This window comes from Pseudomonas sp. 05L36 (genome assembly GCF_056398125.1).
Window position 1 is genome coordinate 78197 of record NZ_JBFTOU010000022.1, and the last position, 26065, is coordinate 104261.

The window sequence follows — 26065 nt, forward strand, 5'->3', positions numbered from 1 at the left end:
GTGCTCATCCGTTGCGCAGCTTAACGAGTGCGGCAAGGCCCATGCTTGCGGTGCTGCGACATATTCGGTCATCGGTACGCAGCTCTGGGGGCGCACATCGAACAACACTAGCAGCCACAGGCGATTTCGGGGGCTAACTGGACGGTTTTTGCGGGACATTCGTGCCAGAACGACCGGTCGGGACGCGCCCGCCCCGCTTCAACCAAAAATTGACAACATCCATGATCGCCGAACCGACCATGGACGCTATTGGGGCTCATTGAAGAAACCTCGACCGATTCAGTCGATCAAGTCTTCGATCGCTTGAAATTTACTGACTGTCGCGCAGTCGTAACACATCATTCGAACCGTGACTTTGTCCATGCTGGCGTCGACGTTGCGCGAATCACATTCGCGGCAGAACAGCTGCAGATGTCCGGCCAGGTCCGCCCCGCCGGTATCGCCGGAGAAAAACCGTGGCACCAGCTCGTCACGCCAGTAGCCCCCCGGCGATCTGGAAAAACCTGCGCCGCTGTCCTTGAGCACCACGTCATACAAGATTCGGTGCAAAGCCGACTGCGGCACTCGCGAATCGCGATAGGCGGTTTTGCGCCAGTTTCGCGCCAATGCATCCTGCGCCGTGCCCAACATGCTGCCCGGGATGGTGTTGCAAGCATGGGGGCGGCCCCTGGAGTTGCCGGTGGCATAAAAGTGCGCGGCATTCTTCACCGCCAACCGCGCAAAGTAGTAGATATGACTCACCGAGAAGTCCTGCAGGAGCTGGTCGACAACTTTTTTCGCACGCCCTTGGGCACTGAATACAAAGCTCACTTCACTGGCCAATACCTGGATGTACTGAATCGACTCGTCCCGCGCCAGGCTAAACATCAAGGCGTACAGCTCGCTTTTCCAGGCGGGCTGAACAGTCCCGGACAACTCTTGATACAAAGCTCGATACAGCGCGTCGCGAGTGCTTCGTACATCGGGTTCCAACGCGACATTGGGTATCCAGCGCACGGAGGAAAAGTCATTGATCCGGTAATCGGACGCTCGATCGAAGGCCTTGATATCGCCATCCAGATCGACGTCCAATGCACCGGTCTCGTGCAAATCCCTCACCAGCGCTTCACTGGCCTCGTCAGTAGGCGCCAGGTGTTCGCTGCGGGATCCGGCGATAAGCGAGGCAATGCGCTCGGCACCGCCTACCTGGCCGTCGTCCAGCAAGGCCAGCAGTGCCAGTTTCTGGACGAAGCCCAGCGAGGCATAAGGCACCGCCGGACGTGGCGTGGCGTAGCGTTTCTCCAGCTCGAGACGATCGCGCCGCGCTTGTGCGGCAATTTCCTCCTGGCGCAGCTTGTAGCACTCGTTGCAAGTACAGAGTTTGCGTCGCCAGTGGCCGGGTTCAAAGTGATAGTGCTCGCAACGTACACACTTGAAGTGGTTGCGCAGTGAGACAGGCGTGCACTTGGCGTGCCGACGCACCCACATGGGCAGGTCGCAGTAGGGACAGGTCAGGTCCTTGCTGATAATCGGGGGCAAAACCTTCAACAAACTGCGGACTTCAGGCGCAATGTTGAACTCTATTTTCAGATCGGCACTTTTTTCACCATTCAGATAGCGCTGGTACAGTTGCTCGATCTGCTCCTCGGACAGGTGCTTGATCTCATCCGCCCATTCGAAATACTGACTCATCGAAAGAGGTCCTTTTTTCATGATTGACTGCGCAATCCTTTGCGTCTGGGCGATCACGCTAAGGGATTGAATTGCGCCAATACAAGTAAAAAACCTGCGGACGGGCGTTATTTTCACCGCTCGCAAACTTCCTGCAACAGGATCTGAAATTTCCTAGGTCAAGTTAGGAATAGTCCGAGAGAAACACCTCTCACAATTCAAAAAGTCGAATTTTTAACGTTTTTCCATTCATCAAACTGATAATACAAATCGGTTTCTTCCCACAGTTCCCGCACCATAAGGCACAGAAATTTTCGTGGGCTGGGAGAATTGCTTTTTTGTTACGTGGCCCGCTGCGCGGTGTTTTTCACCAAGGCTCGGAGGTGGACTTTCGTGTAACCAAACTGCACTTGATCGCTCGGAATCTGATTCCTCACATTGTTGGGATGACAGGGATAATCCGCGAATAAATAGCTTGTCCCTGATACAACCCATTGCTGAGTGTTGTTATCCACCCCCAACAAGCCAGCGAAATATCCTACATTTTTTTATGAAAATACCTACTCAATTTTTGATCGCTTTTTTAAAGCGTTTCGAGACACTATTTCTTTCAAGTTTTTTCATTTCCTCGAGTGTCCACGATGCCGACGAAAACATTTAGCTTGGCGGGAACACTCGATATATCCCAACTCAAGACTGCTGTGAATAATCTGCTGCTCAGACATACCAATCTGCGGGCAGCTTTCATCTACCAAGGTCTGGAGAACCCGGTGCAAATCGTCACCCAAGACGTCGAGGTACCGTGGAAAATCCACGACCTGTCTTCCTTGGCGCCAATTGAGCAGCACATGCACTTGGAAAGACTTATGACAGAAGACCTGTCACAGCGATTCGACCTTAGCAAGCCTCCGCTGATGCGGTTCACCCTGCTGATTCTGCTACTCCTTCTGTTCTTTCGTAGCGCCTTCACTCCCGTCACGGCCGCAGCCCCCGCCGATGCCGAACGAATGAAGTTCGCAGGAACCCTTGCAGTGTTACGGGGGGACCAACGCCTTTTATTATTCACCCTTGGCGGCATTTTCAGCACGGCCGTCTACGGACCATTGCTGACCTACCTGTCGCAATATCTCATCGTGGTGGAAACGGCCAGTGTCGCTTACGAAACGGTGGCCTACCTCTCCGCCGCGAACGCCGTCGTCGTCATATCATTGCAGTATCTATTTGGCAGCTGGATCAAGGAGGAGAAACTCCTGGCTTGGGTGTCGCTAGTATCGGCAGCCTTCGTAGTAGGACTGATCGGCCTTTCCCTATCGCAGGAACTTTGGATTTGGGTGTTCGCAATCATTATCTTCACTATCGGTGAGATTATCATCGTCCCAGCCGAATATATGTTTATCGACAAGATTGCCCCTAACCACCTTGCGCGGGATCTACTTTGGCATGCAAAACCTCGTTTACATGGGAGTCGCCATTGGACCAATTGTGTGCGGAATAGCATTGAAATACGCAATGCCCGGTGCAATGTTCTACGCCTTGATCAGCATGACGTTAATTGGTTTGTTGTTCTATTACGTTGGTTGCCGACAGGCCGAGAGCGGAGGAAGAAACGGTGTTCGTGTGGGATGAAAAGAAGAACGATAGCAACCGAAATAAACATGGCGTGACTTTCGAGACCGCCGCCCAAACGATCAATGACCCGCTGAATATCACATCACTCGTCTCATTGGAGAAATGATGACCCTCGCTGGCAGACCATCGGCATGGTCGACGGTGCAACAGCACTGCTCGTTGTGCACGTGATCGAAGAGAATATCCACGAGATGGAGGTCATCCGCATCATCTCCGCGCGACGCATCACGAATGCTGAGCGAAGACAGTTTGAATCACTCTACGACGAGCGCCGGAAACAGGTACTTGGGCATGCTGCGAGCCCAAATGATCGGGGTTGGTTCGGACCACGCGGATATCGCGCGCGCCGCAAAGGCAATCAGAGTTAAGCGCCCATGTACTACATAACGAGCTGATTCCTACTCGGTTGATTCGTATGAAAATTTGAGTGTTGAAGGTCCACGATAGGAAACTATGAGTCACACAAGTCGGCAGAAAATCCTTCGAGCTGGCAGAATTGCCTTTTCACCACTCTCGTCGAGCTAGGAACTACCCATGCAAATGACCACCGCCCTCTTGATCGTCAACCCATGCGATGAAGAAGAAGACGACATGGCCATGCTCTGCTGCCACAGCGACCAGGGCGAGATGTTCCTTATGAGTCGCTACCCGGATGAAGACGAGCTGGAAATCACCCTCGACGGCGAACCCTCGACCCTTGATGGCGTGAAAGTCACCCTCAGCCCTTCCCTGCTGAAGATTGAAATTGCTGCAGCAGATGCTGATGCGCTGAATGGGGATGATGTGCTGGAGATCACCCACAGCACGGATGCAAGCGATCTGGCGGAAGTAGAAGAAACGTTGCAGAACATTCTCAAGGGGACCGGCACCTATATCAGCCAGCTCTGAATATCAGCGCCTGTTCCGGCCTCATCGCGAGCAAGCTCGCTCCCACATTTGATCGCATGCCTCAGTGACGGCGTGGTCCCCTGTGGGAGATTGCTCGCGATGGCGTCAGTAAACCCACCACAATACTGAAATGGCACGAAGGGCCAACAATTTCACCCATCATTTCCCGCACTTTGCACAAAATGCCGTTAGTCGCCGCCCCCCGCGATGGATTAAAGTAACGCCCCCAGCCCTGGCGTATTTCGAACGTCCTCGGCCACCCTTTTGCAGGAACAGTCATCGATGGAACATCGTGAAGCGCTACTCGCGCTGCGAACCTTTCTTTCAACGCAGATTCTCGGCCAGGAAAAACTCATCGAGCGCTTGCTCATCGCCCTGCTCGCTGACGGCCACATGCTGGTCGAGGGCGCCCCTGGCCTGGCCAAGACCAAGGCCATCAAAGAACTCGCCGAAGGCATCGAAGCTCAGTTCCACCGCATCCAGTTCACCCCTGACCTGTTGCCAGCCGACATTACCGGTACGGAAATCTACCGCCCGGAAACCGGCAGCTTCGTGTTCCAGCAAGGCCCGATCTTCCACAACCTGGTATTGGCGGACGAAATCAACCGTGCCCCGGCCAAGGTCCAGTCGGCGCTGCTCGAAGCCATGGGCGAGCGGCAAGTCAGTGTCGGGCGCAGCACCTATGAGCTGTCGCCACTGTTCCTGGTGATGGCCACGCAGAACCCTATCGAGCAGGAAGGCACCTACCCGCTGCCCGAAGCCCAGCTCGACCGCTTCCTGATGCACGTGAAGATCGGTTTCCCGGACGCGACGGTTGAACGCAAGATCCTGCAACAGGCCCGTGGCGAAGCCCTGAACGGCGAAGCCAAGCCTGAGCGGCGGGTTACCCAGCAGACGATCTTCGCCGCACGCAAGGAAATCCTCGGCTTGTACATGGCCGACGCCGTGGAGGAATACCTGGTGCAGTTGGTCATCGCCACCCGCACCCCGGCCAAGTTCGATCCGGAAATGGCCGAGTGGATCGCCTACGGCGCCAGCCCGCGCGGTTCGATTGCCCTGGACCGCTGCGCCCGCGCCCACGCCTGGCTGGCCGGACGTGATTTCGTCAGCCCGGAAGATATCCAGGCCGTGCTGTTCGACGTGCTGCGCCATCGCATCATCCTTTCCTTTGAAGCTGAAGCCGCTGGCATCGACCAGGACCGGGTGGTCCAGCGGATTCTCGACGTCGTAGCCGTCGCTTGACCCCGATGAACGCCAGCCTGCCGCCCGAGCCGGGCATCCGTGTCAGCCTCGCCGACCTGATCGAGATGCGCCATCGCGTGCGCGAAGTGCAGCTGTTTTCCACGCCGAGCCAACGCAGCCCGCTGATCGGCCTGCACCATTCCAAATTGCGCGGCCGTGGCGTCGACTTCGATCAAGTGCGGGTCTATCAGGCCGGCGACGATGTGCGCACCATTGACTGGCGCGTGACCGCACGCACCCAGGAGCCTCACACCAAGCTGTTCCACGAAGAACGTGAGCGGCCGATTTTCATCATGGTCGAGCAAAGCCGTCGTCTGTTTTTTGGCTCGGGCCTGATGTTCAAGTCAGTGCTCGCCGCACAGGCCGCGAGCCTGATCGGTTGGGCAGCCCTGGGGCATAACGACCGGGTCGGCGGGCTGGTCTATGGCGACAATCAGCACTACGAAATCAAGCCTCGGCGCAGCAAGCAAAGTCTGCTGCAACTGCTCAACCGGCTGGTGCGGGTCAATCAGTCGCTGAACAGCGAAAGCGAGCCGGACCGTGATGCCTTTGGTATCGCCCTGCGCCGCGCCCGGGAAGTGTCCCGCCCGGGCAGCCTTGTCATTGTGATTTGCGATGAACGCGCGCTATCGGAAAGCGCCGAGCAACAGCTGAGCCTGTTATCGCGTCATTGCGACCTGTTGCTGCTGCCGGTGTCCGACCCGCTGGATCATGCCCTGCCCGCCGCGGGGCTTTTGCGTTTCGCCGAGCGCGGAGCGCAACTGGAACTCGATACGCTGAATTTCGACCTGCGCCAGACTTACCGGGCCCAGGCCGAAGCACGCATCGCTCGCTGGGAGTTGCTCGCGCAGAAGCTGCGCGTCTTGCTGATGCCCCTGAGTACCCAGAGCGAAATGGTCGAACAACTGCGCGAGTACCTGAACCCACAAAAGCCGGGGAAAGGTCGATGAGCGGACTGGAACAACTGCAACCGCTGATTTCTCCCCCGCCGATCGACTTTTGGCCGCCTGCGCCGGGCTGGTGGTTACTGCTGTTAGTGCTGCCGCTAGCCGGTTTCGGGCTGTGGAAGCTACGGCATTTCATTCCTCGTAAACGCCCCGTGGTGCGCGCCGAACAGCCGCTGGACCCGGTTCGCCTGGCTGCACTGGCCGAACTGGCGCTGATGCCCAAGCCGTATGACGGAGCACCGGCCGGTGCCTGGCTGCAGCAACTCAACGGTTTGCTCAAACGCCTGTGCCGCAACCATTACCCCTACAGCCAGAGCCACACCCTCAACGGCCGCAAATGGCTGGCGTTCCTCGACAACCGCTGCCCGGCGGCCGGGCTGACTCGCTGGATGGTGCTTGTGGAAGGCGCCTACAAACCCGAATGCAAGCTCGACGACAAGGCGATCGCCGGCCTGACCCAGGCCGTCGACACATGGATTCGCAAGCATGTTTGAATTTGCCTGGCCGTGGATTTTTGCCCTTCTGCCGCTGCCGTGGCTGATGCGCATCGTATTGCCGGTGGCCGACAGTGGCGAACCGGCACTCAAGGTCAGCTTCCTGAGCGATCTCGAAGGCCTCGCCGGGCGTCGCGCCCGGGCCAACCTGCCGGCATGGCGCCAACAGACGCCGTTCATTTTGCTGTGGCTGTTACTGCTGGTCGCGGCGGCGCGCCCGCAGTGGCTCGGCGAACCTTTGCCGATCGCCGCCAGCGGTCGCGATCTGCTGGTCGCGGTGGACGTTTCCGGCTCCATGGATTTCCCTGACATGCAGTGGCAGGACGAAGATGTGAGTCGACTGTCGTTGGTCCAGCACCTGCTCGGCGACTTCCTCGAAAGTCGCGAAGGTGACCGCGTCGGCCTGATCCTGTTTGGCAGCCGGGCCTACCTGCAGGCACCGCTGACCTTCGACCGCCACACCGTACGCGTCTGGCTCGACGACGCGCGCATCGGCATTGCCGGCAAAAACACCGCCATCGGCGATGCTATCGGTCTGGCCCTCAAACGCCTGCGTTTGCGTCCGGCAACAAGCCGCGTGCTGATACTGGTCACCGACGGCGCCAACAATGGCGGTGAAATCGATCCGCTCACCGCCGCCCGACTGGCGGCCCAAGAAGGTGTGAAAATCTACCCGATCGGCATCGGTGCCGATCCGGAACAAAGTGGCTCCGTGGGGTTCCTCGGTGTCAATCCGAGCCTGGACCTCGACGAGCCGTCCCTGAAAGCCATCGCCAAAGCCACCGGCGGCCAGTATTTCCGCGCCCACGATGGCAAGGAACTGCAATCGATCAAGGACACCCTTGACCAACTGGAGCCCGTGGCCCAACAACCCACCCAGGCCCGCCCGACTCAAGCGTTGTATCACTGGCCGCTCGCCTTGGCGCTGTGCTTGAGCATACTGCTGGTGGTTCCCGTACTCTGGCCGGACAATCCGTTGCAACGCCTGTTTACCAAGGATCTGTATTTGCAAACGCAATTGCTGCCCGACTGGCGCCAGCGTCTTAAACGCCTGCGTCTGCGGAGGCGCCGATGAGTGCGCTGTGGCCCTACTGGTTCCGGCCCTGGTGGCTACTGTTGCTGCCGGTGCTTGGCTGGTTGCTCTGGCAGCTCTGGCACCGCAAGAAGCGCGCCGGGCGCTGGCAGATGATCCTGCCGCCGGCCTTTCACACGGCACTGCTCAGCGGTGGCAGTGGTCGCGACAGTAAACTGCCCTGGGTCGCGCTCGGCGTGGCGTGGCTGTTGACCGTGCTCGCGCTGTTGGGCCCGGGTTGGGAACGCGTCGAGCAAACCAGCCAGAAACCCGCGGACCCGTTGGTGGTGGTTCTTGAACTGACCCCGGAAATGCTCGCCACCGACGTCACGCCCAACCGACTCGAACAGGCACGACGCAAGCTGCTTGACCTGCTGCAGATCCGCAGCGACGCGCAAACCGCCATCGTCGTCTACGCCGGCAGTGCCCACACGCTGGTACCGCTGTCAGATGATCTTTCCACCAGCCGCAACCTGTTGGATGCACTGAAACCGTCGTTGATGCCTGAACCCGGTCATCGCGCCGATCTTGCGGTGCTCAAGGCCCTGGCGCTGCTCGAACAGGCGGCTTTGGGCGACGGCCGGATCCTGCTGATTGGTTCGTCCCTGACCGAACCAGAGCGGCTGGGCATCCGTCGCGCGCTGAACGGCAAATCGACTCAGTTCCTGATGCTCGGCATCGGCACCGCCGAAGGCTCGCCGATCACCCAGGAGGACGGCAGCTTCCTCAAGGATGAACAAGGCGCCATTCTCGTGCCGCGCCTCGACGAGCCCGGCCTGAAAGGTTTTGCCAACGACCTGGATGGGCGCTATCGCCAGGCGCGCCTGGACGATAGCGACCTGCACGCCCTTGGCCTGCTCGACGGTCCACGCAATTTGCGCAACGACGGTCAGACCTTGCGCCTCGATACCTGGGCCGACCAGGGTTACTGGCTGCTGCTGCCACTGTTGCTGCTCGCGGCCTGCGCAGGACGTCGTGGTTGGTTGCTGTGTCTGCCGCTGCTATTCGCGCTACCGCAACCCGGCTATGCCTTCGACTTCGCTGACCTGTGGCTGCGTCCTGATCAACAAGGCGTGCAATTGATCAAGCACAAGCGTCCGGCCGAGGCCGCCCGGCGCTTCGAAGACCATCAGTGGCAAGGCGTGGCGCTCTATGAAGCCGGAGACTACGCCGGCGCCGCCGAGCGGTTCGCTGAAGGCAACGATGCCCATGCCCACTACAATCGGGGCAACGCCCTGGCCAAAAGTGGTGAGCTGGAGGCCGCCCTGGACGCTTATGAACAGGCACTGGAACGTCAACCTGATTTGCGTCCGGCACTGACCAACAAGGCGCTGGTGGAACGTCTGCTCAAGGAGAAAAACACTCCACCCGCTCCTGAGCCAGACGCAGCCAGCAACGCCCGGCCCGAAGCCGAATCGCAGGAACCACCGCCCGGTGCTGCTGCCCAACCCTCGAGCAGCGACGATGGGCAACCGCCCAGCCCGGGTGAGCAACAACCGCCCACCACACCGCCGAAACCGGGGACCAACGAAGTACCAGGCAGCGAACTGGGTGACGAACAACACACCACACCACCCTTGCGCCCGGCCACCGACGGCATCGAAGGTGAACAGCGCCAGGCACTGGAGCAGTGGCTGCGGCAGATTCCGGATGACCCTGGTGAACTGCTCAGGCGCAAATTCTGGTACGAACAGCAACAACATCAGGATCAGGAAGAAACTCGATGACCCGCTTCACCGTTTTATTGCTCGCGCTGTTGCATGGCCTGTTGTTCTGCACCGCCCAGGCGCAGGCAGCAGAGCTGGTCGCCAGTGTGGACCGCAGTCGCCTCAGCTCAGGCGAGACGGTCGAGCTGACCCTGGAATCCACCGATGTCACCCAGTTCGGCAAACCCGACCTGGCACCGCTGGAGCCGTTGTTCGAAGTGCGCGGCACGCGCCAGGTCAACCAGTTGAACACCTTAAGCGGCGAAAACCAGGCCGCCACGCGCTGGATCGTCACCCTCCTGCCCCGGCAAAACGGCAGCGTGGTGATACCGGCACTGCAACTGGGCGAACTGCAGAGCCAGCCGATCGCCCTGCAAGTGGTCGAGAGCGAGACACCGGACAACCCGAACAAACGGGCCCCGGTGTTCATCGATGCCAGCCTCGATCAAACCAGTGTTTACGTACAGGCCCAGGCGGTCCTGACCCTGCGTATCTACCATTCGGTGTCGCTGTACGACGACAGCAGCCTGCCACCCTTGCAGATACCTGACGCACGTATCGAACAATTGGGCGACTCACGCACCTACGAAAAAGACATCGATGGTCAGCGCCACGGCGTGATCGAAATGCGCTATGCGATCTACCCGCAACACAGCGGCGAACTGATCATTCCGGCGCAGGTCTTCAACGCCGCGCTGGTCGATGCGCAACCGACACAGGACGCCACCCAAGGGCCGAAATCCGGCAAGCTGATGCCCGTCACCTCGACCGAATTGCTGTTGACGGTCAAGGCCAAACCCATCACCTATCCGGCCGACGCACCCTGGCTGCCCGCACGCAGCCTGAGCCTGAGCGAGAGCTGGAACCCGGAGCCGGATCACACCCAGGTCGGCGATTCACTGACCCGCAGTCTGACGGTGGAGGCCGAAGGCTTGTCCAGCACCCAACTGCCACCGCTGCCCGGCACCGATGTCGGCGGCTTGCGCCGCTATCCGGATCAACCGGTGCTCGGCAACCAGAACAGCGAACGCGGCCTGGTCGGCAGCCGTGAAGACCGCGAGGCCCTGGTGCCGACAAGGACCGGCGCCATCGAGCTGCCCACTGTCGATGTGGTCTGGTGGAACACCTTCGAAGACCATCTGGAACACAGCAGCCTGCCCGCGCGCACCTTGCACGTGGCGGCCAATCCGAGCCTGGTGGTCGACACCCCGGCCAGCGCCTCACCGGTCGATGCCAGCGCCGACAGCGAAACGCTCTGGCGCTGGAAGCTCAGCACCTTGATTCTGGCCTGCACCACCCTGCTCGGCTTCGGCCTCTGGTGGCGTGGCCGCTGGCAACCGGCGGTGGCGCGCGCCGCTCAAACCGGCCCGAGCCCGCGCACCGTACTCGACGACCTCAAGCGCGCCTGCCAGGCCAACGACTCCCACGCCACCCGCCAGGCCCTCGACGCCTGGGCCCGGCAACAGCCGGAAACCCTGGCCGACATGGCCGCCCGCTTCGTGCCGCTGTCCAACGCCCTCGACGGCCTGAACGGCGCGCTGTACAGCGAAACCGGCCAGTACTGGCAAGGTGACGAGTTGTGGCGGGTGATCAAGGCGATCCCGATTGCCGAACGGGTGCAGGATCCGGTGGGTGATAGTGGGTTGCCGCCGCTTTATCCGAAGTAAAATCAAAAGATCGCAGCCTGCGGCAGCTCCTACAGGTTATCCGCCGTGTAGGAGCTGCCGCAGGCTGCGATCTTTAACGCCTTTCAGCCATTCACAATGAACCCGTCAACAGGTCAGGCGTGTACTTTCCAAAGCACATTGTCGCCCTCTCCAGGCGCCCACTCCTCTACGTGTGCCGTATGTGCCTGAATGCAGGACCAGTTCTGTCCGACGTGGCCCACCACGTCATTTTTCGCATACACAGTACCCAGCTTCCACGCCGGATACTCGCCCCCGCCACCCAGAGTTCTGACGCTCAGGACGTTACTGGACAACGAAAGCTTGTTGTTCAGGTCGCGGGCTTTCACCGCGTAACGGTATTGGGTGTCGGGTGAGAGGTCAGAGTCGTCAAACGAGGTCTGAGCGGCGCTCACGGATTTGATGTGAATGCCGTCCCGTTCGATCAGGTAATCCATTATTGGCGCACTGCCGGCGGAGGCACCCCACATCAGGCTGATGCTTTGCGCAGTCTGGCTCATGCTGTGCAGGTTCGTCGGTGCGGTAGGTCCCTCTCCACCTTCTGGCAAGGTGTGCACTTGAATTGGCCGGCTCGACGCCGAGACATTGCCGTTATCATCGACTGCGCTGATGGCATAGTTGTACTGGGTTTCAGGCGCCACGCCGTTATCTGCAAAAGCAAGATTCGGAGTGTCCACATGAACCAAAAAGCTTCCGTTACGCAAAATGCGGTAGGAAGCGATCGGAAACGGGCCGGTTGCTGCATTCCATTGCAACAGTACCTGCTTGTCAGTGACCTTGACTGCGGCCAGTCCGGTCGGTGTATCGGGAAGTTCACCCCCGCCATCCGGTGGCAGAAAATTCAGATCAATCACTTGGTAAAAAGCCATCGAAGTGTTGGCAACTTCCCAAACCGCCAGACAGACCTGGTACCCATCCCGTTTCGGCAATGGGACGGCATGCGTGGTGGGTGAAGTGGGCAACATTTGCTCGCCATGGGCCCAATGCGGTTGCAGGTTGATTTGCGCTGTGTAAAACGGTACATCTTCAAACTGGCTGCGCGACAAGACCTCGTCAGGATCCCAATCTGCCTTCGTCATGAAATAGTTCCAGCGCCGAGTAGCGTGCTTCGCGCTGAAATGCCAGGAAATATCCAGCGTTTCGCCACCTCTCACATCATGTTTTTGCCAGTGACTTCCTGGTTCATCCAATAATGCGCCGGTCAGTTGATCCGCACTGGCAATTTTTCCATCCGGAGGTGGTGGGACGTTGGCTACATCATCTTTTGCAAAAGCATCTACCACTCCGCCGGAGGTGAGCGGAAAAAATTTTCCGGACTCGCGTTGATTCAAGGCCCCTTCGTCCAGTCGCCCCGCAAGCCATTCGAAATGAGCCCGTGAAGAGGGGGAAAAAACGTGGCCATGTTTCGGACTGTTACTTCTACTGATAGCGTTCGGGCGATCCTGTGACATAGTGTTTCTCCATTAAGGTAGCTTCGATAATCTTCGAATCACATGTAACGCCCTAACCACTTCAGGCACCGCACGACCTACCTCGCCTCCCTTCTGTTGAAAGGCACATCCTGTCGCTTGCACCGCAAGGCTCCATGCTCGAATCCATTAAATACCCGGCTCGCTAGAACGCCTACTGACAGATCTGACAGTAGGGACAGACGGTCGCAAGTTTTCCTGCCGACTGAACACGATTTCAAAGGACCCAACGCGAACGCATGCGACAAAGCGCAGCCCGTCATCATCAGGCTCCGGACACCGACCTCTCGCTGTCGAGATAGAACTCAGTGTCCAGATGAATGGTTTGTAAAAAAGTACTGTCGTGAGAGACCACGATCAATGCCCCTTGATACTGATTGAGCATTTGCTCCAGCGCGATTCGACTGGGCAAGTCCAAATGGTTGTCTGGTTCGTCCAGCAACAGCAATTGTGGTGGCCGCCGTGCATACAACTGCGCAGCGAGCGCTATTTTCAGGCGTGCGCCGCCACTCAACTGGCAGGTCTTGAGCATCGCACGGTCAGCATCAATCCCCATCTGCGCCAAGCGGGTTCGTGCCTCGGCTTCGGGCAACTCAGGATTGCTCTCGTAGAGCCATTGCACCGCCGTGCGTTCGGGATACTGCAATCCGGCGTGTTGATCCAGCCAGCCGACATGGCAACTGCGGATGAGTTCGCCTTCGCGCACCGGCAGTTGGCCGGCGATCACTCGCAACAGGGTCGACTTGCCGCTGCCATTGGCGCCCAGGATTGCCATGCGCATAGGCCCCGTCAACGTCAGATTGATCGGTGCCGCGTAACCGAACGGGAGGATGAGGTCGTTGAGCTGCACAATCAGCTTGCCATTGGGCACTACGCTTTCCGGAGACAACATCATGCGTTGAATGTCCGGTGCACACCGCGCACGGGCCTCGGCGATCCGTTGTTGCTGCTGTTCCCGGGTCACCTGTTGATTGAGGCGCAATCTTCCCTGACTGTTTTCGCTGCGCTCTTTCTGGGCATTGGTGATGAGTTTGGTCTGGCTACCCTCTCGAGCCTGACGGTCACCGCGGGCATTACGCCGTTGCTGACGCTCCATCTGCACGACCATCTCACGTTGCTCACGCTTGGCTTGCGCCCGCTCCCCTTGCAATGCCGACTGGAACGACTGCTGCTCCTGCTCGCGTGCCGCCGCATACTGACTGTAGTTGCCGCCATAAACCGCCAGCCCCTTGGGTGAAAGCTCGACAATTTCGTTGACGTGTTCCAGAAGGCTACGGTCGTGGCTGATCAACACCAGGCCATTGGGCCAGCGCTCGATCTGCTGCGCAAGCTTTTGCTGCTGATCAATATCCAGGTGGTTGCTGGGCTCATCCAGAATGAGCCAGTCGGCCCTCGATAGCCACGCCCCCAGCAGCGCCACCCGTTGCCGCTCGCCACCACTGAGTGCGTCGGTGCGCGTGTCGGCATTCAAGTGACCGAGGCCGATCTGCTGCAGTTGCGCCTCAAGGCGTGTGGCGCAATCCCAATGATCGACTGCCAGCGCATGGTCGTCATCGTCGACGCTACCTTGGGCAATGCGCGCAAGCGCCGCCAGAATATGGTCGACCCCGGCCAGCGCGGCGACGCTGGGATAGCGCTCGGGTTCAAGTAATTGCGCCACGGCGTAAACCCGCCCTTCGCGACGGACGATGCCGCTGGTGGGCAGTTGCTCCCCTGTCAGGAGCCGGCCAAGCAAGGACTTGCCACAGCCATTGGCGCCCACGATGCCCGTGGCCCTGGTACTGAAGGTGTGGTTCAAGTGATCGAACTGAACGCGCCCGTCGGGCAGGTTGAACGACACTTGATCAAGTTGCAGTAACCGTTGAGTCATGACACTTCCTTGAATAATCGACCCGATGGGCAGCGCATCACTCCCTGATGATGCGCAACAGCACCCGGCGGATGGGCGATGACCGTAAACACGGCGCCTGCCCACATTTGAAAATGACCTTCGAACAGCATGCCGGCCCTGATCGACGCAGAGAGGTCTTGTGTCAACCTCAACAGCAGACGTCCCAAGGGCAATGTACCTTGACCAGGCGCCCCCCTCTACCAACAACAGGTTCGAAAGATCGCAGCCTGCGGCAGTTCCTACATTGGGTATGCGCATATCCTGTAGGAGATGTCGCAGGCTGTTTTTTTTGCCTTCTGCATTCCCGACCTTTTGCCAGTAAACTCTCTGCCCTTTCGCCGCCTTCATTTTTCCCGCGGCCATTACCCATTTTGTAGCGGAGTCCGCCTTGCGCTTGTTTCACACCTCCGACTGGCACCTCGGGCAGAACCTGCACGGCCAGGATCGCGATTTCGAACACGGCTGTTTTCTCGAGTGGCTGTTGCGCCAGCTGCAACTGGATCAACCGGATGTGCTGTTGATCGCCGGTGATATCTTCGACACGGTCAATCCGCCGGTCAAAGCCCAGGAACGCCTCTATGACTTCATTGTCAGCGCCCATGAACAGCAGCCATCGCTGACCATCGTGATGATCGCCGGCAACCACGATTCCGGCTCGCGGATCGAACTGCCCGCACCGTTGATGCGGCGCTTGCGCACCCATGCGCTGGGCCGAGTTCTGTGGCTGGATGACGGGCAACTGGATGCCGAGCGACTGTTGCTGCCATTGCCCGATGCCAGCGGCAACATCGCCGGCTGGTGCCTGGCGCTGCCATTCCTGCGCCCGGCGGAAGTCACCGGTGCGCATTTGGGCGACAACTATTTGCGCGGGATCGGTCAGGTGCACGAGTGGCTGATCGAAGCGGCCAACGCCAAGCGCCAACCGGGGCAGGCACTGATTGCCATCAGCCACGCGCACATGGCCGGCGGCTCGGTGTCGGAAGACTCCGAGCGCAGCCTGATCATCGGCAACGCTGAAGCCCTGCCCGCCAGCCTGTTCGGGCCGAGCATCAGCTATGTCGCCCTCGGTCATTTGCACAAGCCGCAGAAGGTCAACGGCGAGGAGCGCATCCGCTACAGCGGCTCGCCGATTCCGCTGTCGTTCTCCGAGATCGGCTATCAGCACCAGATTCTCGACATCAAGCTCGACGGCGAAACCCTGCTCAGCGTCGAGCCGAAACTAATCCCTCGCGCGGTCAACCTGCAACGCATCGGCCCGGCGCCATTGAGCGAGATCCTGCTGCAACTGGCGGACCTGCCGAACATCGACCTGTTGGCCGACATCCAGCGTCAGCCATGGCTGGAGGTGCGGGTGCGCCTCGACGAGCCGCAGCCCGATCTGCGCAATCAAGTGGAAACCGCCCTGCAAGGCAAGGCCGTGCGCCTGGTGCGCATCGCCGCCGAATACGCCGGCAACGGCGGCGGTGACGGTGCCGAGGAAGGCAGCACGCTGATCGAACTGGACCAGCTCACGCCTCAGGAACTGTTCAGCCGCGCCTGGCAGGACAACTACGGCAGCGAGGTCGACGAGCAGACCCTCAAGGACTTTGCCGAGCTGTTGCAGGACGTGCAGATGGAGAGCGAACAGCCATGAAAATCCTCGCGATCCGCCTGAAGAACCTCGCCTCCCTGGCCGGGCCGTTTGAAATCGACTTCATCGCCGAACCCCTGGCCAGTGCCGGACTGTTCGCCATCACCGGCCCCACCGGCGCTGGCAAAAGCACCTTGCTCGATGCCTTGTGCCTGGCGCTGTTTGGCGCCGTACCGCGCCTGAACAACACCGGCCGTGACGCCAAGGTGCCGGACGCCGACGGCGAGATCGGTACCGGTGACCCGCGAACCCTGCTGCGTCGCGGCACGGGTGAAGGCTATGCGGAAGTGGATTTCGTCGGTGTCGACGGCCGCCGTTACCGCGCCCGCTGGGAAGCCAATCGCGCTCGGGACAAGGCAGGCGGCAAGCTACAGGCCAGCCGCCAGAGCTTGCGTGACATCGATCAGGATCAATTGCTCGCCAGCCAGAAAGGCGAATACAAGACTCAGCTCGAAGCCGCGCTGGGCCTGAATTTCGAACAGTTCACCCGCGCGGTGATGTTGGCGCAAAGCGAGTTCAGCGCCTTCCTCAAGGCCGACGACAACGACCGCAGCGAATTGCTGGAAAAACTCACCGACACCGCGCTCTACACCCGCCTCGGCCGTCGGGCCTTCGACAAGACCAAGGAAGCCCGCGAGGCCCACAAACTGCTGCAGGATCAGGCCAGCGGCGTGACGCCGCTGGCGCCCGAAGCCCGCGCGGAACTGGATCAGCGTTTCAACGAAGCTCAGCAGCAACTCAAGGCCCGACAGGCTCAACTCAAGCAGCTTGAACTGCAGGACACCTGGCTCAAGGACCTGCGTCGCTTGCAGGACGAGCATCTGGCCGCCAGCGAACAACTGCTATCGGCCCAGACTCACTGGGAAGCCCTGACCAGCGAGCGCTTGAGGCTCACCCGCCTCGAACAGTTGGGTCCGCAACGGCACCAGTTCGCCCGTAAAGCCGAGGTCGACGGACTGCTGACGCCGTTGGCGGCGCACATTGCCTTGCATGCGCAGCAACATGGCGAACTCGGCGAGCGTCAGACGCAGCTCGAGCAACAGCTTAGCGACGCCCGGATCGCGTTGAACGAAGCGCAACAACGGCAAACCGCCAGCGCGCCGTTACTGCGCCAGGCCTTCGAAGCGCAAAGCACCCTCGCCCGCCTCGCCAAGGACACCGCCCTCAGTGCCGAGGCAAAGCAAAATGCCGAGCAGGCCTGCGGCCAGGGCCAGAGCACGATTCAGACCTTGCTCGATCAGCAAACCCGTGGCGCCGGGGACTTGCAGCGCATTGCCACCGAGCTGGAGCAAAGCACTCATCTGGCACCGTTGAGCGATGCCTGGAATGCCTACCGCGATCGCCTGCAACAGTTGATGTTGATCGGTAACCGGTTGAATCAGGGCCAGGCCGAACTGGCCAACCTCGAGCAAAACGCCACGAGCGCCGAACAAACGCTCAGCGCACAGAAGCAGCAACTGGAGGTGCTGTTCAAGGAGGCCGGCGCCGAACCGGATGCCGTCGCCGAGCAGATCGGCATTCTGGGCAGTCTGTTGCAGGACAACCGCAAACAACTGCGCGCCGTCGAAGACCTTGCACGCTTGTGGGCCAGCCAGCAGGACCTGGACCAGCGCGGCACCGAGCTGCAGCAACGCCAGCTCACCGCGCAGCAGGAACGTGAACGCCTGACCCAGGACGGGGTCAAGGCCAAGGCTGATCTGAGCGTTGCCGAACAGACCCTCAACGTCACTCGCGAACTGCTGGAGCGTCAGCGTCTGGCGCGCAGTGCCAGTGTCGAAGAGCTGCGCGCGCAATTGCAGGATGACCAGCCATGTCCGGTGTGCGGCAGCAACGAGCATCCGTATCATCAGCCGGAAGCCCTGCTGCAGAGCCTCGGCCGTTTTGATGAAAGCGAACAGGCCAACGCCCAGAAGGCCGTTGACCTGCTCAAGGAAAAACTCACCGACCTGCGTGCCGAAGTCGGCGGGTTGATCGCCCAACAAAAGGAACTGCTGCAACAGCAGGAGCATCTGGCGACCCAACAGCAAGCCCTCGCCCCAAGTCTGGAAGCGCATCCGCTGGCTGCCCAACTGCTGAATCAGGACGCCGTCAAACGCGACGCCTGGCTCACCCAGCAAAACAGCCAGCTCAACCAGAGCATCAGCCAGGACGAGCAACGGCAGAGCGCGCTACTCACCCTGCAACAGGATGCCGCACGCCTGACCCAGCAACTGCGCCATGCCGAAACCGCGCACCAGCAAGCGACCCAGCACCTGGGCAACCAGCAACGCGAGCTGGGCAACGACCGTCAGCGCCTGGACGAAGAGCTCAGCGCATTCGCCAATCTGCTGCCAGCTGAAACCCTGCAGGCGCTGCGCGTCGAACCGGCCGCGACCTTCATGCAGCTCGACCGGCAGATCGCCGAGCGCCTGGCGCAACTGGAACAACAAAAGGAAGAACTGGCCGAGCAACAACAGCGCCAGCAAAACCTGGAGAAGGAACAAGACCGCCAGCAAAGCCGCGTGCAGCAATTGCAGGCCGCCGAACAGCAGTTCACCGGGCTGGCCGAGCAGCAACAGGCAAGCCAGCACACGCTCGGGCAATTACTCGGCGAACACAGCAGCGCCGAGCATTGGCAGCAGCAACTGGAACAGGCCGTGGAACAGGCGCGCAGCGCCGAAACCAGTACCGCGCAGGTGCTGCAAAGTGTCCTCACGCAGTCTGTGCAACTCGCCGCCGAGCTCAAGGCCCAGCGGGAGCGCTTGCACGCACTGGAAGGCGAAGAACGTGAACTCGCCGGTAAGATCGGCGACTGGCGTGCCCGCCATCCCGAGCTGGATGACGGCGGCCTCGAAGACCTGCTGCGGGTTGACGACACTCAGGTCAGCGAACTGCGCCAGCGCTTGCAGCACAGCGAAAAAGCCATCGAACAGGCCAGCGTCCTGGTGCAGGAGCGCGACAAGCGCCTGCTCGATCATCAGGCGCAACAGAACGGCAACCTCGATGCCGAGCAATTGGCCACCGCGCTGGTCGACCTGCAGAACCTCGCCGCCACCGGCGAGCAACACTGCGCCGAACTGCGCGCCGAACAGGCTGAGGATCAGCGCCGGCAGAACGCCAATCAGGCCCTGGCGCAGCGGATTGCCGACGCCTACAGCGAATACCAGCGCTGGGCACGCCTGAATACGTTGATCGGCTCCGCCACCGGCGACACTTTCCGCAAGATCGCCCAGGCCTACAACCTCGACCTGCTGGTGCATCACGCCAACGTGCAATTGCGCCAACTGGTGCGCCGCTATCGCCTCAAGCGCGGCGGCAGCATGCTCGGCTTGCTGGTGATGGACACTGAAATGGGCGACGAACTGCGTTCGGTGCATTCGCTGTCCGGTGGCGAGACCTTCCTGGTGTCGCTGGCACTGGCCCTTGGTCTGGCGTCGATGGCGTCGAGCACGCTGAAAATCGAATCGCTGTTCATCGACGAAGGTTTTGGCAGCCTCGATCCGGAATCCCTGCAACTGGCCATGGACGCCCTCGACGGCTTGCAGGCCCAGGGCCGCAAGGTCGCGGTGATTTCCCACGTACAGGAAATGCATGAACGGATTCCGGTGCAGATCCAGGTCCGTCGCCAGGGCAATGGCCTGAGCACCCTGGAGGTGAAATGAACACACTGTATTCCTTCCGCCGCTGCCCGTATGCCATGCGTGCACGCATGGCCCTGCGCTACTCGGGAGTGGCCGTGGACATCGTCGAAGTCAGCCTGAAGGCCAAGCCCGCCGAAATGCTCGCGCTGTCGGGCAAAGGCACGGTGCCGGTACTGAGCGCCGATGGCCGGGTGATCGACGAAAGCCTCGACATCATGCGCTGGGCCCTGGCACAGGATGATCCGCAAGACTGGCTGCTCAAGGATGATCCTGTGGCAGCGGCGCAAATCGCCCCGCTGATCGAACAGAACGATCTGGTGTTCAAGGTGCACTTGAATCGCTACAAGTACGCCGAGCGTTATCCCGAGCAGCCGATGGAGGTTTATCGCGCCGAAGGCGAGGTATTTCTGCAAAGGCTGGATGAGTTGCTGGAGGGACGCGACTACTTGCTGGCCAGCCATCCAAGCCTGGCCGATGTGGCCTTGATGCCCTTCGTGCGCCAGTTCGCCCATGTCGACCGCGACTGGTTCGCGCAGACACCGTATCGGCGTTTGCAGGATTGGTTGCAGCGGTTTCTGGAGTCGGACTTGTTTACCGGTGTGATGCGCAAGTAAGCCCCCTCGCCACAAAAGCCCTCATCGACAGCAGGCTTCAGGCCAACACCTCACACATCCCGATCGCCGAGCAATCGACCTGGAACGGCCCGAAAACCACGCCTTCATTCCTGATCGGTGGATTGCCGGCCAACACCCCCTGGGCACTGGCGCTTTCGATGCTGCGGGCAATGTTGTGGTTGGCTTCGATGGCCCGTGCCACCGAGCCTGCCGAGCCCTGTCCGATCCCCAGCAGGGAGGATCCGTTGGTCATGAACGCCAGGAAGGCAATGACCCAAAGTCTGTGCCCTTTCATGCGCCGGCGACCCCTGCGAGTTCAGCCTGAGCTGAAAGGCTGACAACCAGCACCATGGCCAGGTAAAGACCGATCGCCACATAGGCGCCATGTTTGGCAGAAGTGAGAATTGTGCTGGCCATGATGTTCTCCGCAGGCATGTTTCAATGCCCACAGAATCGATCAAAAAAGCCTGGATAACCACTCAGGGTTATCCATAGTAACCATCAACTTCATTGATCATTAAGCCAGACTATTTCAGTCTTCAATAAAACTGATCAAGCGCTCGCGCGCAGCATCCGGCTCACCCGGAACAGGCTCGGCTGCCGATAAAATGGGGGTGGAATAGAGAAACAGAAGAACCAATGCCAGACGCGTCACCATGCTGCCGATCCTTGCCGTGAGGAGGAGTCAAAAAATCAGCGTCAATTTAAACGTATGGCGATGTGATATCAAGCGCGACATTAATGGCAAAATGATACTGTCGTAAATGCGTTATGCAGGAGCGACATCACTCTGATCGTTTCCGACACTCGGGTTTTCAACACAAGTGTCTTCGATCATCAGTGACTTCGCTCCTGCATAAAGGCAGGGGTAAACGCTCAGGCTTGGGTTTTGTGATCCAGCGCGGCGTAGAAGTTGGCGCTCTGTTGCAGGTACTTCTGGGTGTAGCTCTGGGTGTGGGCTTTTTTGTCGCTGATTTCAACGTTGGCACTGGCTGGCAGCGCAACGGTGGCAGAAATGGCGGAAGCGGCGATAACAGAGAAGATGTTGAAGTTCATGGCGGTATTCCTCGGATTCAGTTGGCTTGCTTGCCCGGTGGGGCCGTGAAGCAAACTTAACCCTCGAGGGTCCGTGCCTTGAAATGCTTTGTAGCAGTACCAGATATCAGCGCCATTGATAAAAGCAGGCAGGCCCCATCAACCGGGGCCTGCGGCTTATTGACGCAGCAGAAACCTGAGATCGCTCGGGGCGTCCATCGGCAGTTTTTGCACGGTCTTGCCCAGCAGACCAGTCTTGGCATCGCGTTCGACGACGACAATCTGGTTGCTCTTCTGGTTGGCGATCAACAGGAATCTGCCGCTCGGATCGAGGCTGAATTCCCGCGGATGATCGCCCTCCACCGCCCGACGTTGCAGCTCACTGAGGTGGCCGGTCGCCGGATCGATGGCAAACACCAACAGTTGATTGGCCGTGCCACGGTTGCTGACGTAGAGGAACTTGCCGTCAGCCGAGGCATGCAACGCCGCCGCAGCCTTGTCCGAGACCGGTTGCCCGGCAGCCAGATCGACCATCTGCGTCTGCTTGAGTTGGCCGTCGTGGTAATCGAACACCGCCACCTGGGCGCTCATTTCCATGGTCAGCCAGGCGTGTTTGCCATCGGCGCTGAACAGCAGATGACGCGGTCCGCTACCGGGCGGCAGTTGCACGAATGCCGGGGTCGCCGGAGTCAATGGTAGTTCGGGGTTGGCCTTGGGGTCGAAGCGATAGGCAAACACCTTGTCGGCGCCCAGGTCGTTTGCGAACACGTATTGGCCATCCGGCGACGGGATCGTCGAATGCACGTGGGCCGAGGCCTGGCGCTCGGGATTGACCCGGCTCGCCGGGTGGCTGCTCATCTGCACCACCGGTTTGAGCTTGCCATCGACCGCCACCGGCAATACCGCGAGGGTGCCGCCCGGGTCCTCGGCCACCGAGTAATTGCTGACAAACAGATGGCTGCCATCGGTGCTGAGGCTGGAATGGGTGGGCTCGTTGCCCAGGCTTTGTACCTGGCTGATCAGGCTCAGCGCATGGGTCTTGGGATCGATCGCGAAACTGCTGACGCGCCCTACCGGATCGGTCTGGCCCGGGCCGTTTTCGTTGACCACGAACAGGTGTCGCTGATCCTTCGACAGGGTCAGCCACGAAGGGTTTTCGCTCTTGATCACTTGCAGGGGCCTGGCATCGATCTGCCCGGTGCTGCTGTCGAAAGCCAGGCGGTAGATGCCCTGGCTTTGACCGGCGGTGTAGGAGCCCACCAGCAGCTGATAGTCATCGGCGGATGCGACCTGGACGCCCATGGCGCCGATGCTGCCGGCCATCAACAGTGGCCAGAGGTTACGCATCTTCCTGGTCGTCATCTTCGTTGTCACCGCTGATGACATCACCCAGGCACACCAAACGGTGTTCACCCGAGTCACCGGTGATCAACCAGCTTTGCAGCGTGGTGTCGAAGGTCGCGGCCTGGATCTGCGCCGGGGTGAACTCCCAGTGTTTGGCCGCACGGCCATCCATGCATTCAATGTGCAGGTTATCGAACTCGTCGAGGGCGAATTCGAAGGCATGCAGCCCGTCGATTTCGACCATTCCGCAGTGTTCGAGGGCATTGAGCAAGGTGTCGGTTGGGGCAGTCATGGCAATCAATCTTTGAATGGGAAAGACGCAATGATAGCTCATGCACCACCTCCCCTGTAGGAGCGAGCTTGCTCGCGATGGCGGCAGTCCAGTCGATTTAAATGTTGACTGATGTTCCGCTATCGCGAGCAAGCTCGCTCCTACAGGGATTGTGCTTGTCTGTTACAACGCCTCACGCGATGGCTGCCCATCCACCAGTCGCTGGATGCGCAGCGGATTGCCGTTCTTCAGCGCGTCCGGCAGCAAATTGTCCGGATAGTTCTGGAAGCACACCGGGCGCAGGAAACGATCGATGGCCAGTGTGCCCACCGATGTACCGCGCGCATCGGACGTTGCCGGGTAAGGCCCGCCGTGGACCATCGAATCGCAGACTTCCACTCCCGTCGGATAGCCATTGAGCAGGATGCGTCCGACCTTCTGCTCAAGCAACGCCGTCAGTCCGGCAAACTGTTCGAAATCTTCCGGCTCGCCAATGACGGTGGCGGTCAACTGGCCGTGCAGGCCATTCAAGGCGGCCAACAGTTGCGCATGATCCGCCACTTCAACCACCACCGTGGTCGGACCGAACACTTCCTCTTGCAACACTTCATCGCCATCGAGCAGCAGGCTGACATCGGCCCTGAACAATTGCGGCTGCGCCTGATTGCCCTGCTGCGGGTTGCCGGCCAGATGCTCGATCCCCGGATGCACGAGCAGTTTTTGCAAGCCCTGGCCGTAGCTGCTCAAGGTTCCGGCATTGAGCATGGTTTGCGCCGGCTGGTCACCCATCAACCCGGCCACTTGCTGCACAAAGGCGCTGAACGACGCTGAGCGAATGCCGATCACCAGACCGGGATTGGTGCAGAACTGGCCGCAGCCCTGAACCACCGACGCCGTGAGGTCGCGCGCGACGGTGCCGGCCCGCGCCTGCAACGCCTGGGGCAACACGATCACCGGGTTGATGCTCGACATCTCGGCGAACACCGGAATCGGTTGCGCACGGGCCGCGGCCATGTCGCACAAGGCCCGACCGCCCTTGAGCGAACCGGTGAAGCCCACAGCCTGAATCGCCGGATGCTTGACTAGCGCCTCGCCGACGCCCCCGCCATAGATCATGTTGAACACGCCGGCCGGCATGCCGGTTTTCTCGGCGGCGCGGATGATTGCGTCAGCCACCCGCTCAGCCGTGGCCATGTGACCGCTGTGGGCCTTGAACACCACCGGGCACCCGGCGGCCAGCGCCGATGCGGTATCGCCGCCTGCGGTAGAGAACGCCAGCGGAAAGTTGCTGGCACCGAACACCGCCACCGGCCCGAGGCCGATACGGTATTGACGCAGATCCGGGCGCGGCAACGGTTGACGCTCCGGCAATGCCCGGTCGATCCGTGCGCCGTAGAAATCACCACGCCGCAGCACTTTGGCAAACAGGCGCATCTGGCCGCTGGTGCGTCCACGCTCGCCTTGAATCCGGCCAGCGGGCAACGCCGTTTCGCGGCAGACCACCGCGACAAAATCATCACCGAGGGCATCCAGTTCATCGGCAATGGCCTCGAGAAACTGCGCCCGCCGCTCCGCGCTCAGCATGCGATAGGCCGGGTACGCAGCCGCCGCCGCGGTGGCCGCCGCATCGACTTCCTGCGCTGTCGCCTGAGAAAAATCCTGGGGCAAGGCCTCGCCCGTTGTCGCATCGAAACTCCGCAACTTGACGCTGCCGGCGGCGCTGCGTTGGCCGCCGATGTAGTTGTGACCAAGAATCCGGGTCATGGGTAAGTCCTCAAAGTGTGCCGACGGTGCCGGGTTCGAAAGCCGCTGCGACCGGTGCGATGCCATTGATCAATGGCGCGCCGAATTCGGCCTGGGTGATCTCGAACACGTCGCCCGGTTGCGTGCGAATGCCGTCGGCAAAGGACAGGGTCGCGGTGCCGAAGAAGTGAATGTGAACATCCCCCGGGCGCAGAAACTGGCTGTACTTGAAATGATGGAATTCGAGGTTGGCGAGGCTGTGGCACATGTTCGCCTCGCCACTGAGAAACTCGTTCTGCCACAGCACTTCGCCGTCGCGCAGGATGCGGCTGGTACCGGCCAGATGCTGCGGCAGTTCGCCGACCCGCAGTTCCGGGCCATAGCTGCAGCTGCGCAGTTTCGAGTGGGCCAGATACAGGTAGTTCTTGCGCTCCATGACGTGATCGGAGAACTCGTTGCCCACGGCAAAACCCAGGCGATACGGCTTGCCGTCGCGACCGATGACGTACAGGCCAGCGATCTCCGGCTCTTCACCGGCATCTTCGGCAAACGGCGGCAGGGGAAACGGCTGGCCCGGCCTGACGACGATGCTGCCATCGCCTTTGTAGAACCATTCCGGCTGCACACCGGCTTGATCTTCTGCCGGTTTGCCGCCCTCCACGCCCCATTTGAAGATGCGCATGGTGTCGGTCATCGCCGATTCGTCGCCACTTTGCTGGTGCATCTTGTCCCGGGCCGATGCACTGCCCAGATGGGTCAGGCCCGTGCCACTGACCAGCATGTGCGCCGGGTCCGGATGGTCCAGGGGCGGCAGGATGCGCCGTTGCGTCAGCAGTTCGGCATAGCCGTGGCTGATGCCCAGCCCCAGGCTTTGCACCTGCTGCTCAAGGCTTGCGCCCGCCTCGATCGACGCCAATGCCAGATCGCGAACGGTGCGCGCATCTTGTACTTCGCGTACCAGACCATCCTCGACCACGCCAACGCGGCGTTCGCCGTTACTCAATTCGAACTGAACCAAACGCATGAAATTTCTCCTGTTAACAATACTTCGCAACGCCGCAGAACCCCTGTAGGAGCTGGCTTGCCAGCGAATGCGATCGAACATCCAACATTCACGCTGGCTGACCCACCGCTT

At 60.3% G+C, this 26065-nt stretch carries 23 protein-coding genes and 1 pseudogene; 12 read left to right on the plus strand and 12 right to left on the minus strand.

What is annotated here, in order from left to right; translation table 11 throughout:
• Positions 1 to 279 precede the first annotated feature (279 nt).
• Positions 280 to 1671 carry a hypothetical protein gene (locus AC1DKH_RS22040; protein ID WP_477799298.1) on the minus strand — a complete coding sequence of 464 codons (1392 nt, stop codon included), beginning with the start codon at positions 1669 to 1671 and terminating at the stop codon, positions 280 to 282.
• Between the two features lie 587 nt (positions 1672 to 2258).
• Here AC1DKH_RS22040 and AC1DKH_RS22045 point away from each other — a divergent pair.
• From AC1DKH_RS22045 to AC1DKH_RS22085, 9 genes and pseudogenes are all read left to right on the plus strand, one after another.
• Positions 2259 to 3314 (plus strand): annotated as a pseudogene (locus tag AC1DKH_RS22045) (condensation domain-containing protein); the annotation flags it as partial.
• A 96-nt stretch (positions 3315 to 3410) separates the two neighbouring features.
• Complete coding sequence (locus AC1DKH_RS22050) at positions 3411 to 3647, plus strand: BrnT family toxin (RefSeq protein ID WP_477799299.1); 237 nt, start codon at positions 3411 to 3413, stop codon at positions 3645 to 3647.
• 166 nt (positions 3648 to 3813) lie between these two features.
• Positions 3814 to 4167, plus strand: coding sequence for a hypothetical protein (locus AC1DKH_RS22055; RefSeq protein ID WP_477799300.1), 354 nt, complete (start codon positions 3814 to 3816; stop codon positions 4165 to 4167).
• Between the two features lie 282 nt (positions 4168 to 4449).
• Positions 4450 to 5409 (plus strand): AAA family ATPase, encoded by a 960-nt coding sequence (locus tag AC1DKH_RS22060; RefSeq protein ID WP_477754551.1) that lies wholly within the window; start codon positions 4450 to 4452, stop codon positions 5407 to 5409.
• Between the two features lie 5 nt (positions 5410 to 5414).
• Complete coding sequence (locus AC1DKH_RS22065) at positions 5415 to 6359, plus strand: DUF58 domain-containing protein (protein ID WP_477754552.1); 945 nt, start codon at positions 5415 to 5417, stop codon at positions 6357 to 6359.
• Complete coding sequence (locus AC1DKH_RS22070; RefSeq protein WP_477754553.1) at positions 6356 to 6850, plus strand: DUF4381 domain-containing protein; 495 nt, start codon at positions 6356 to 6358, stop codon at positions 6848 to 6850. Before AC1DKH_RS22065 ends, AC1DKH_RS22070 begins: the two co-directional genes overlap by 4 nt.
• The gene (locus AC1DKH_RS22075; protein WP_477760030.1) at positions 6843 to 7925 is read left to right on the plus strand and encodes a vWA domain-containing protein; all 1083 of its coding nucleotides are present in this window, start codon (positions 6843 to 6845) and stop codon (positions 7923 to 7925) included. Before AC1DKH_RS22070 ends, AC1DKH_RS22075 begins: the two co-directional genes overlap by 8 nt.
• On the plus strand, positions 7922 to 9649 hold the full coding sequence (locus AC1DKH_RS22080; RefSeq protein WP_477799301.1) for a VWA domain-containing protein: 1728 nt from the start codon (positions 7922 to 7924) through the stop codon (positions 9647 to 9649). The genes AC1DKH_RS22075 and AC1DKH_RS22080 overlap by 4 nt, the downstream gene beginning before the upstream one ends.
• The gene (locus AC1DKH_RS22085) at positions 9646 to 11295 is read left to right on the plus strand and encodes a BatD family protein (protein WP_477760028.1); all 1650 of its coding nucleotides are present in this window, start codon (positions 9646 to 9648) and stop codon (positions 11293 to 11295) included. Before AC1DKH_RS22080 ends, AC1DKH_RS22085 begins: the two co-directional genes overlap by 4 nt.
• A 113-nt stretch (positions 11296 to 11408) precedes the next feature.
• On the opposite strand, the gene AC1DKH_RS22090 is transcribed toward AC1DKH_RS22085, so the two are convergent.
• The 3 genes from AC1DKH_RS22090 to AC1DKH_RS22100 all read right to left on the minus strand — a co-directional run bounded on the left by AC1DKH_RS22090 (position 11409) and on the right by AC1DKH_RS22100 (position 14840).
• A complete protein-coding gene (locus AC1DKH_RS22090; RefSeq protein WP_477799302.1) occupies positions 11409 to 12764 on the minus strand; it encodes a lytic polysaccharide monooxygenase in 1356 nt (451 codons plus the stop codon).
• 283 nt (positions 12765 to 13047) lie between these two features.
• Positions 13048 to 14652 (minus strand): ABC-F family ATP-binding cassette domain-containing protein, encoded by a 1605-nt coding sequence (locus tag AC1DKH_RS22095; RefSeq protein WP_477799303.1) that lies wholly within the window; start codon positions 14650 to 14652, stop codon positions 13048 to 13050.
• Positions 14649 to 14840, minus strand: a complete 192-nt coding sequence (locus tag AC1DKH_RS22100; RefSeq protein ID WP_477799304.1) for a hypothetical protein — start codon at positions 14838 to 14840, stop codon at positions 14649 to 14651. The genes AC1DKH_RS22095 and AC1DKH_RS22100 overlap by 4 nt, the downstream gene beginning before the upstream one ends.
• 221 nt (positions 14841 to 15061) lie before the next feature.
• Here AC1DKH_RS22100 and AC1DKH_RS22105 point away from each other — a divergent pair, with 221 nt between their 5' ends.
• The 3 genes from AC1DKH_RS22105 to AC1DKH_RS22115 are packed head-to-tail and all read left to right on the plus strand — an operon-like array spanning position 15062 to position 20537.
• Positions 15062 to 16306, plus strand: a complete 1245-nt coding sequence (locus AC1DKH_RS22105) for an exonuclease SbcCD subunit D C-terminal domain-containing protein (protein ID WP_477799305.1) — start codon at positions 15062 to 15064, stop codon at positions 16304 to 16306.
• The gene (locus AC1DKH_RS22110) at positions 16303 to 19944 is read left to right on the plus strand and encodes an AAA family ATPase (RefSeq protein ID WP_477799306.1); all 3642 of its coding nucleotides are present in this window, start codon (positions 16303 to 16305) and stop codon (positions 19942 to 19944) included. Before AC1DKH_RS22105 ends, AC1DKH_RS22110 begins: the two co-directional genes overlap by 4 nt.
• Positions 19941 to 20537 carry a glutathione S-transferase gene (locus AC1DKH_RS22115; protein ID WP_477799307.1) on the plus strand — a complete coding sequence of 199 codons (597 nt, stop codon included), beginning with the start codon at positions 19941 to 19943 and terminating at the stop codon, positions 20535 to 20537. Before AC1DKH_RS22110 ends, AC1DKH_RS22115 begins: the two co-directional genes overlap by 4 nt.
• 37 nt (positions 20538 to 20574) lie before the next feature.
• Here AC1DKH_RS22115 and AC1DKH_RS22120 read toward each other — a convergent pair whose 3' ends face one another.
• The 8 genes from AC1DKH_RS22120 to araD1 all read right to left on the minus strand — a co-directional run bounded on the left by AC1DKH_RS22120 (position 20575) and on the right by araD1 (position 25954).
• Positions 20575 to 20832: a hypothetical protein gene (locus tag AC1DKH_RS22120; protein ID WP_477799308.1), complete on the minus strand. Its 258-nt coding sequence runs from the start codon at positions 20830 to 20832 to the stop codon at positions 20575 to 20577.
• Positions 20829 to 20954 carry a hypothetical protein gene (locus AC1DKH_RS22125; RefSeq protein ID WP_477764283.1) on the minus strand — a complete coding sequence of 42 codons (126 nt, stop codon included), beginning with the start codon at positions 20952 to 20954 and terminating at the stop codon, positions 20829 to 20831. The genes AC1DKH_RS22120 and AC1DKH_RS22125 overlap by 4 nt, the downstream gene beginning before the upstream one ends.
• A gap of 115 nt (positions 20955 to 21069) precedes the next feature.
• The gene (locus AC1DKH_RS22130) at positions 21070 to 21195 is read right to left on the minus strand and encodes a hypothetical protein (protein WP_263287176.1); all 126 of its coding nucleotides are present in this window, start codon (positions 21193 to 21195) and stop codon (positions 21070 to 21072) included.
• A gap of 218 nt (positions 21196 to 21413) precedes the next feature.
• Positions 21414 to 21593 (minus strand): hypothetical protein, encoded by a 180-nt coding sequence (locus tag AC1DKH_RS22135; protein ID WP_007979950.1) that lies wholly within the window; start codon positions 21591 to 21593, stop codon positions 21414 to 21416.
• A gap of 156 nt (positions 21594 to 21749) precedes the next feature.
• On the minus strand, positions 21750 to 22919 hold the full coding sequence (locus AC1DKH_RS22140; protein ID WP_477799309.1) for a lactonase family protein: 1170 nt from the start codon (positions 22917 to 22919) through the stop codon (positions 21750 to 21752).
• Positions 22912 to 23250: a DUF5629 family protein gene (locus tag AC1DKH_RS22145; RefSeq protein ID WP_477799310.1), complete on the minus strand. Its 339-nt coding sequence runs from the start codon at positions 23248 to 23250 to the stop codon at positions 22912 to 22914. Before AC1DKH_RS22145 ends, AC1DKH_RS22140 begins: the two co-directional genes overlap by 8 nt.
• Before the next feature lie 120 nt (positions 23251 to 23370).
• Positions 23371 to 24951, minus strand: a complete 1581-nt coding sequence (locus tag AC1DKH_RS22150) for an aldehyde dehydrogenase (NADP(+)) (protein WP_477799311.1) — start codon at positions 24949 to 24951, stop codon at positions 23371 to 23373.
• 10 nt (positions 24952 to 24961) lie between these two features.
• Positions 24962 to 25954, minus strand: a complete 993-nt coding sequence (gene araD1, locus AC1DKH_RS22155) for an AraD1 family protein (protein WP_477799312.1) — start codon at positions 25952 to 25954, stop codon at positions 24962 to 24964.
• Positions 25955 to 26065 lie beyond the last annotated feature (111 nt).

Excerpts from the sequence above, each read along its gene's own strand:
- AC1DKH_RS22150 (WP_477799311.1), bottom strand. The coding sequence starts at position 24,951 with ATGACCCGGATTCTTGGTCACAACTACATCGGCGGCCAACGCAGCGCC.
- AC1DKH_RS22120 (WP_477799308.1), bottom strand. The coding sequence starts at position 20,832 with ATGAAAGGGCACAGACTTTGGGTCATTGCCTTCCTGGCGTTCATGACC.
- AC1DKH_RS22125 (WP_477764283.1), bottom strand. The coding sequence starts at position 20,954 with ATGGCCAGCACAATTCTCACTTCTGCCAAACATGGCGCCTATGTGGCG.
- AC1DKH_RS22090 (WP_477799302.1), bottom strand. The coding sequence starts at position 12,764 with ATGTCACAGGATCGCCCGAACGCTATCAGTAGAAGTAACAGTCCGAAA.
- AC1DKH_RS22040 (WP_477799298.1), bottom strand. The coding sequence starts at position 1,671 with ATGAGTCAGTATTTCGAATGGGCGGATGAGATCAAGCACCTGTCCGAG.
- AC1DKH_RS22135 (WP_007979950.1), bottom strand. The coding sequence starts at position 21,593 with ATGAACTTCAACATCTTCTCTGTTATCGCCGCTTCCGCCATTTCTGCC.
- AC1DKH_RS22075 (WP_477760030.1), top strand. The coding sequence starts at position 6,843 with ATGTTTGAATTTGCCTGGCCGTGGATTTTTGCCCTTCTGCCGCTGCCG.
- AC1DKH_RS22115 (WP_477799307.1), top strand. The coding sequence starts at position 19,941 with ATGAACACACTGTATTCCTTCCGCCGCTGCCCGTATGCCATGCGTGCA.
- AC1DKH_RS22140 (WP_477799309.1), bottom strand. The coding sequence starts at position 22,919 with ATGCGTAACCTCTGGCCACTGTTGATGGCCGGCAGCATCGGCGCCATG.
- AC1DKH_RS22060 (WP_477754551.1), top strand. The coding sequence starts at position 4,450 with ATGGAACATCGTGAAGCGCTACTCGCGCTGCGAACCTTTCTTTCAACG.
- AC1DKH_RS22130 (WP_263287176.1), bottom strand. The coding sequence starts at position 21,195 with ATGGTGACGCGTCTGGCATTGGTTCTTCTGTTTCTCTATTCCACCCCC.
- AC1DKH_RS22085 (WP_477760028.1), top strand. The coding sequence starts at position 9,646 with ATGACCCGCTTCACCGTTTTATTGCTCGCGCTGTTGCATGGCCTGTTG.
- AC1DKH_RS22070 (WP_477754553.1), top strand. The coding sequence starts at position 6,356 with ATGAGCGGACTGGAACAACTGCAACCGCTGATTTCTCCCCCGCCGATC.
- AC1DKH_RS22110 (WP_477799306.1), top strand. The coding sequence starts at position 16,303 with ATGAAAATCCTCGCGATCCGCCTGAAGAACCTCGCCTCCCTGGCCGGG.
- AC1DKH_RS22055 (WP_477799300.1), top strand. The coding sequence starts at position 3,814 with ATGCAAATGACCACCGCCCTCTTGATCGTCAACCCATGCGATGAAGAA.
- araD1 (WP_477799312.1), bottom strand. The coding sequence starts at position 25,954 with ATGCGTTTGGTTCAGTTCGAATTGAGTAACGGCGAACGCCGCGTTGGC.
- AC1DKH_RS22145 (WP_477799310.1), bottom strand. The coding sequence starts at position 23,250 with ATGAGCTATCATTGCGTCTTTCCCATTCAAAGATTGATTGCCATGACT.
- AC1DKH_RS22050 (WP_477799299.1), top strand. The coding sequence starts at position 3,411 with ATGGTCGACGGTGCAACAGCACTGCTCGTTGTGCACGTGATCGAAGAG.
- AC1DKH_RS22065 (WP_477754552.1), top strand. The coding sequence starts at position 5,415 with ATGAACGCCAGCCTGCCGCCCGAGCCGGGCATCCGTGTCAGCCTCGCC.
- AC1DKH_RS22095 (WP_477799303.1), bottom strand. The coding sequence starts at position 14,652 with ATGACTCAACGGTTACTGCAACTTGATCAAGTGTCGTTCAACCTGCCC.
- AC1DKH_RS22080 (WP_477799301.1), top strand. The coding sequence starts at position 7,922 with ATGAGTGCGCTGTGGCCCTACTGGTTCCGGCCCTGGTGGCTACTGTTG.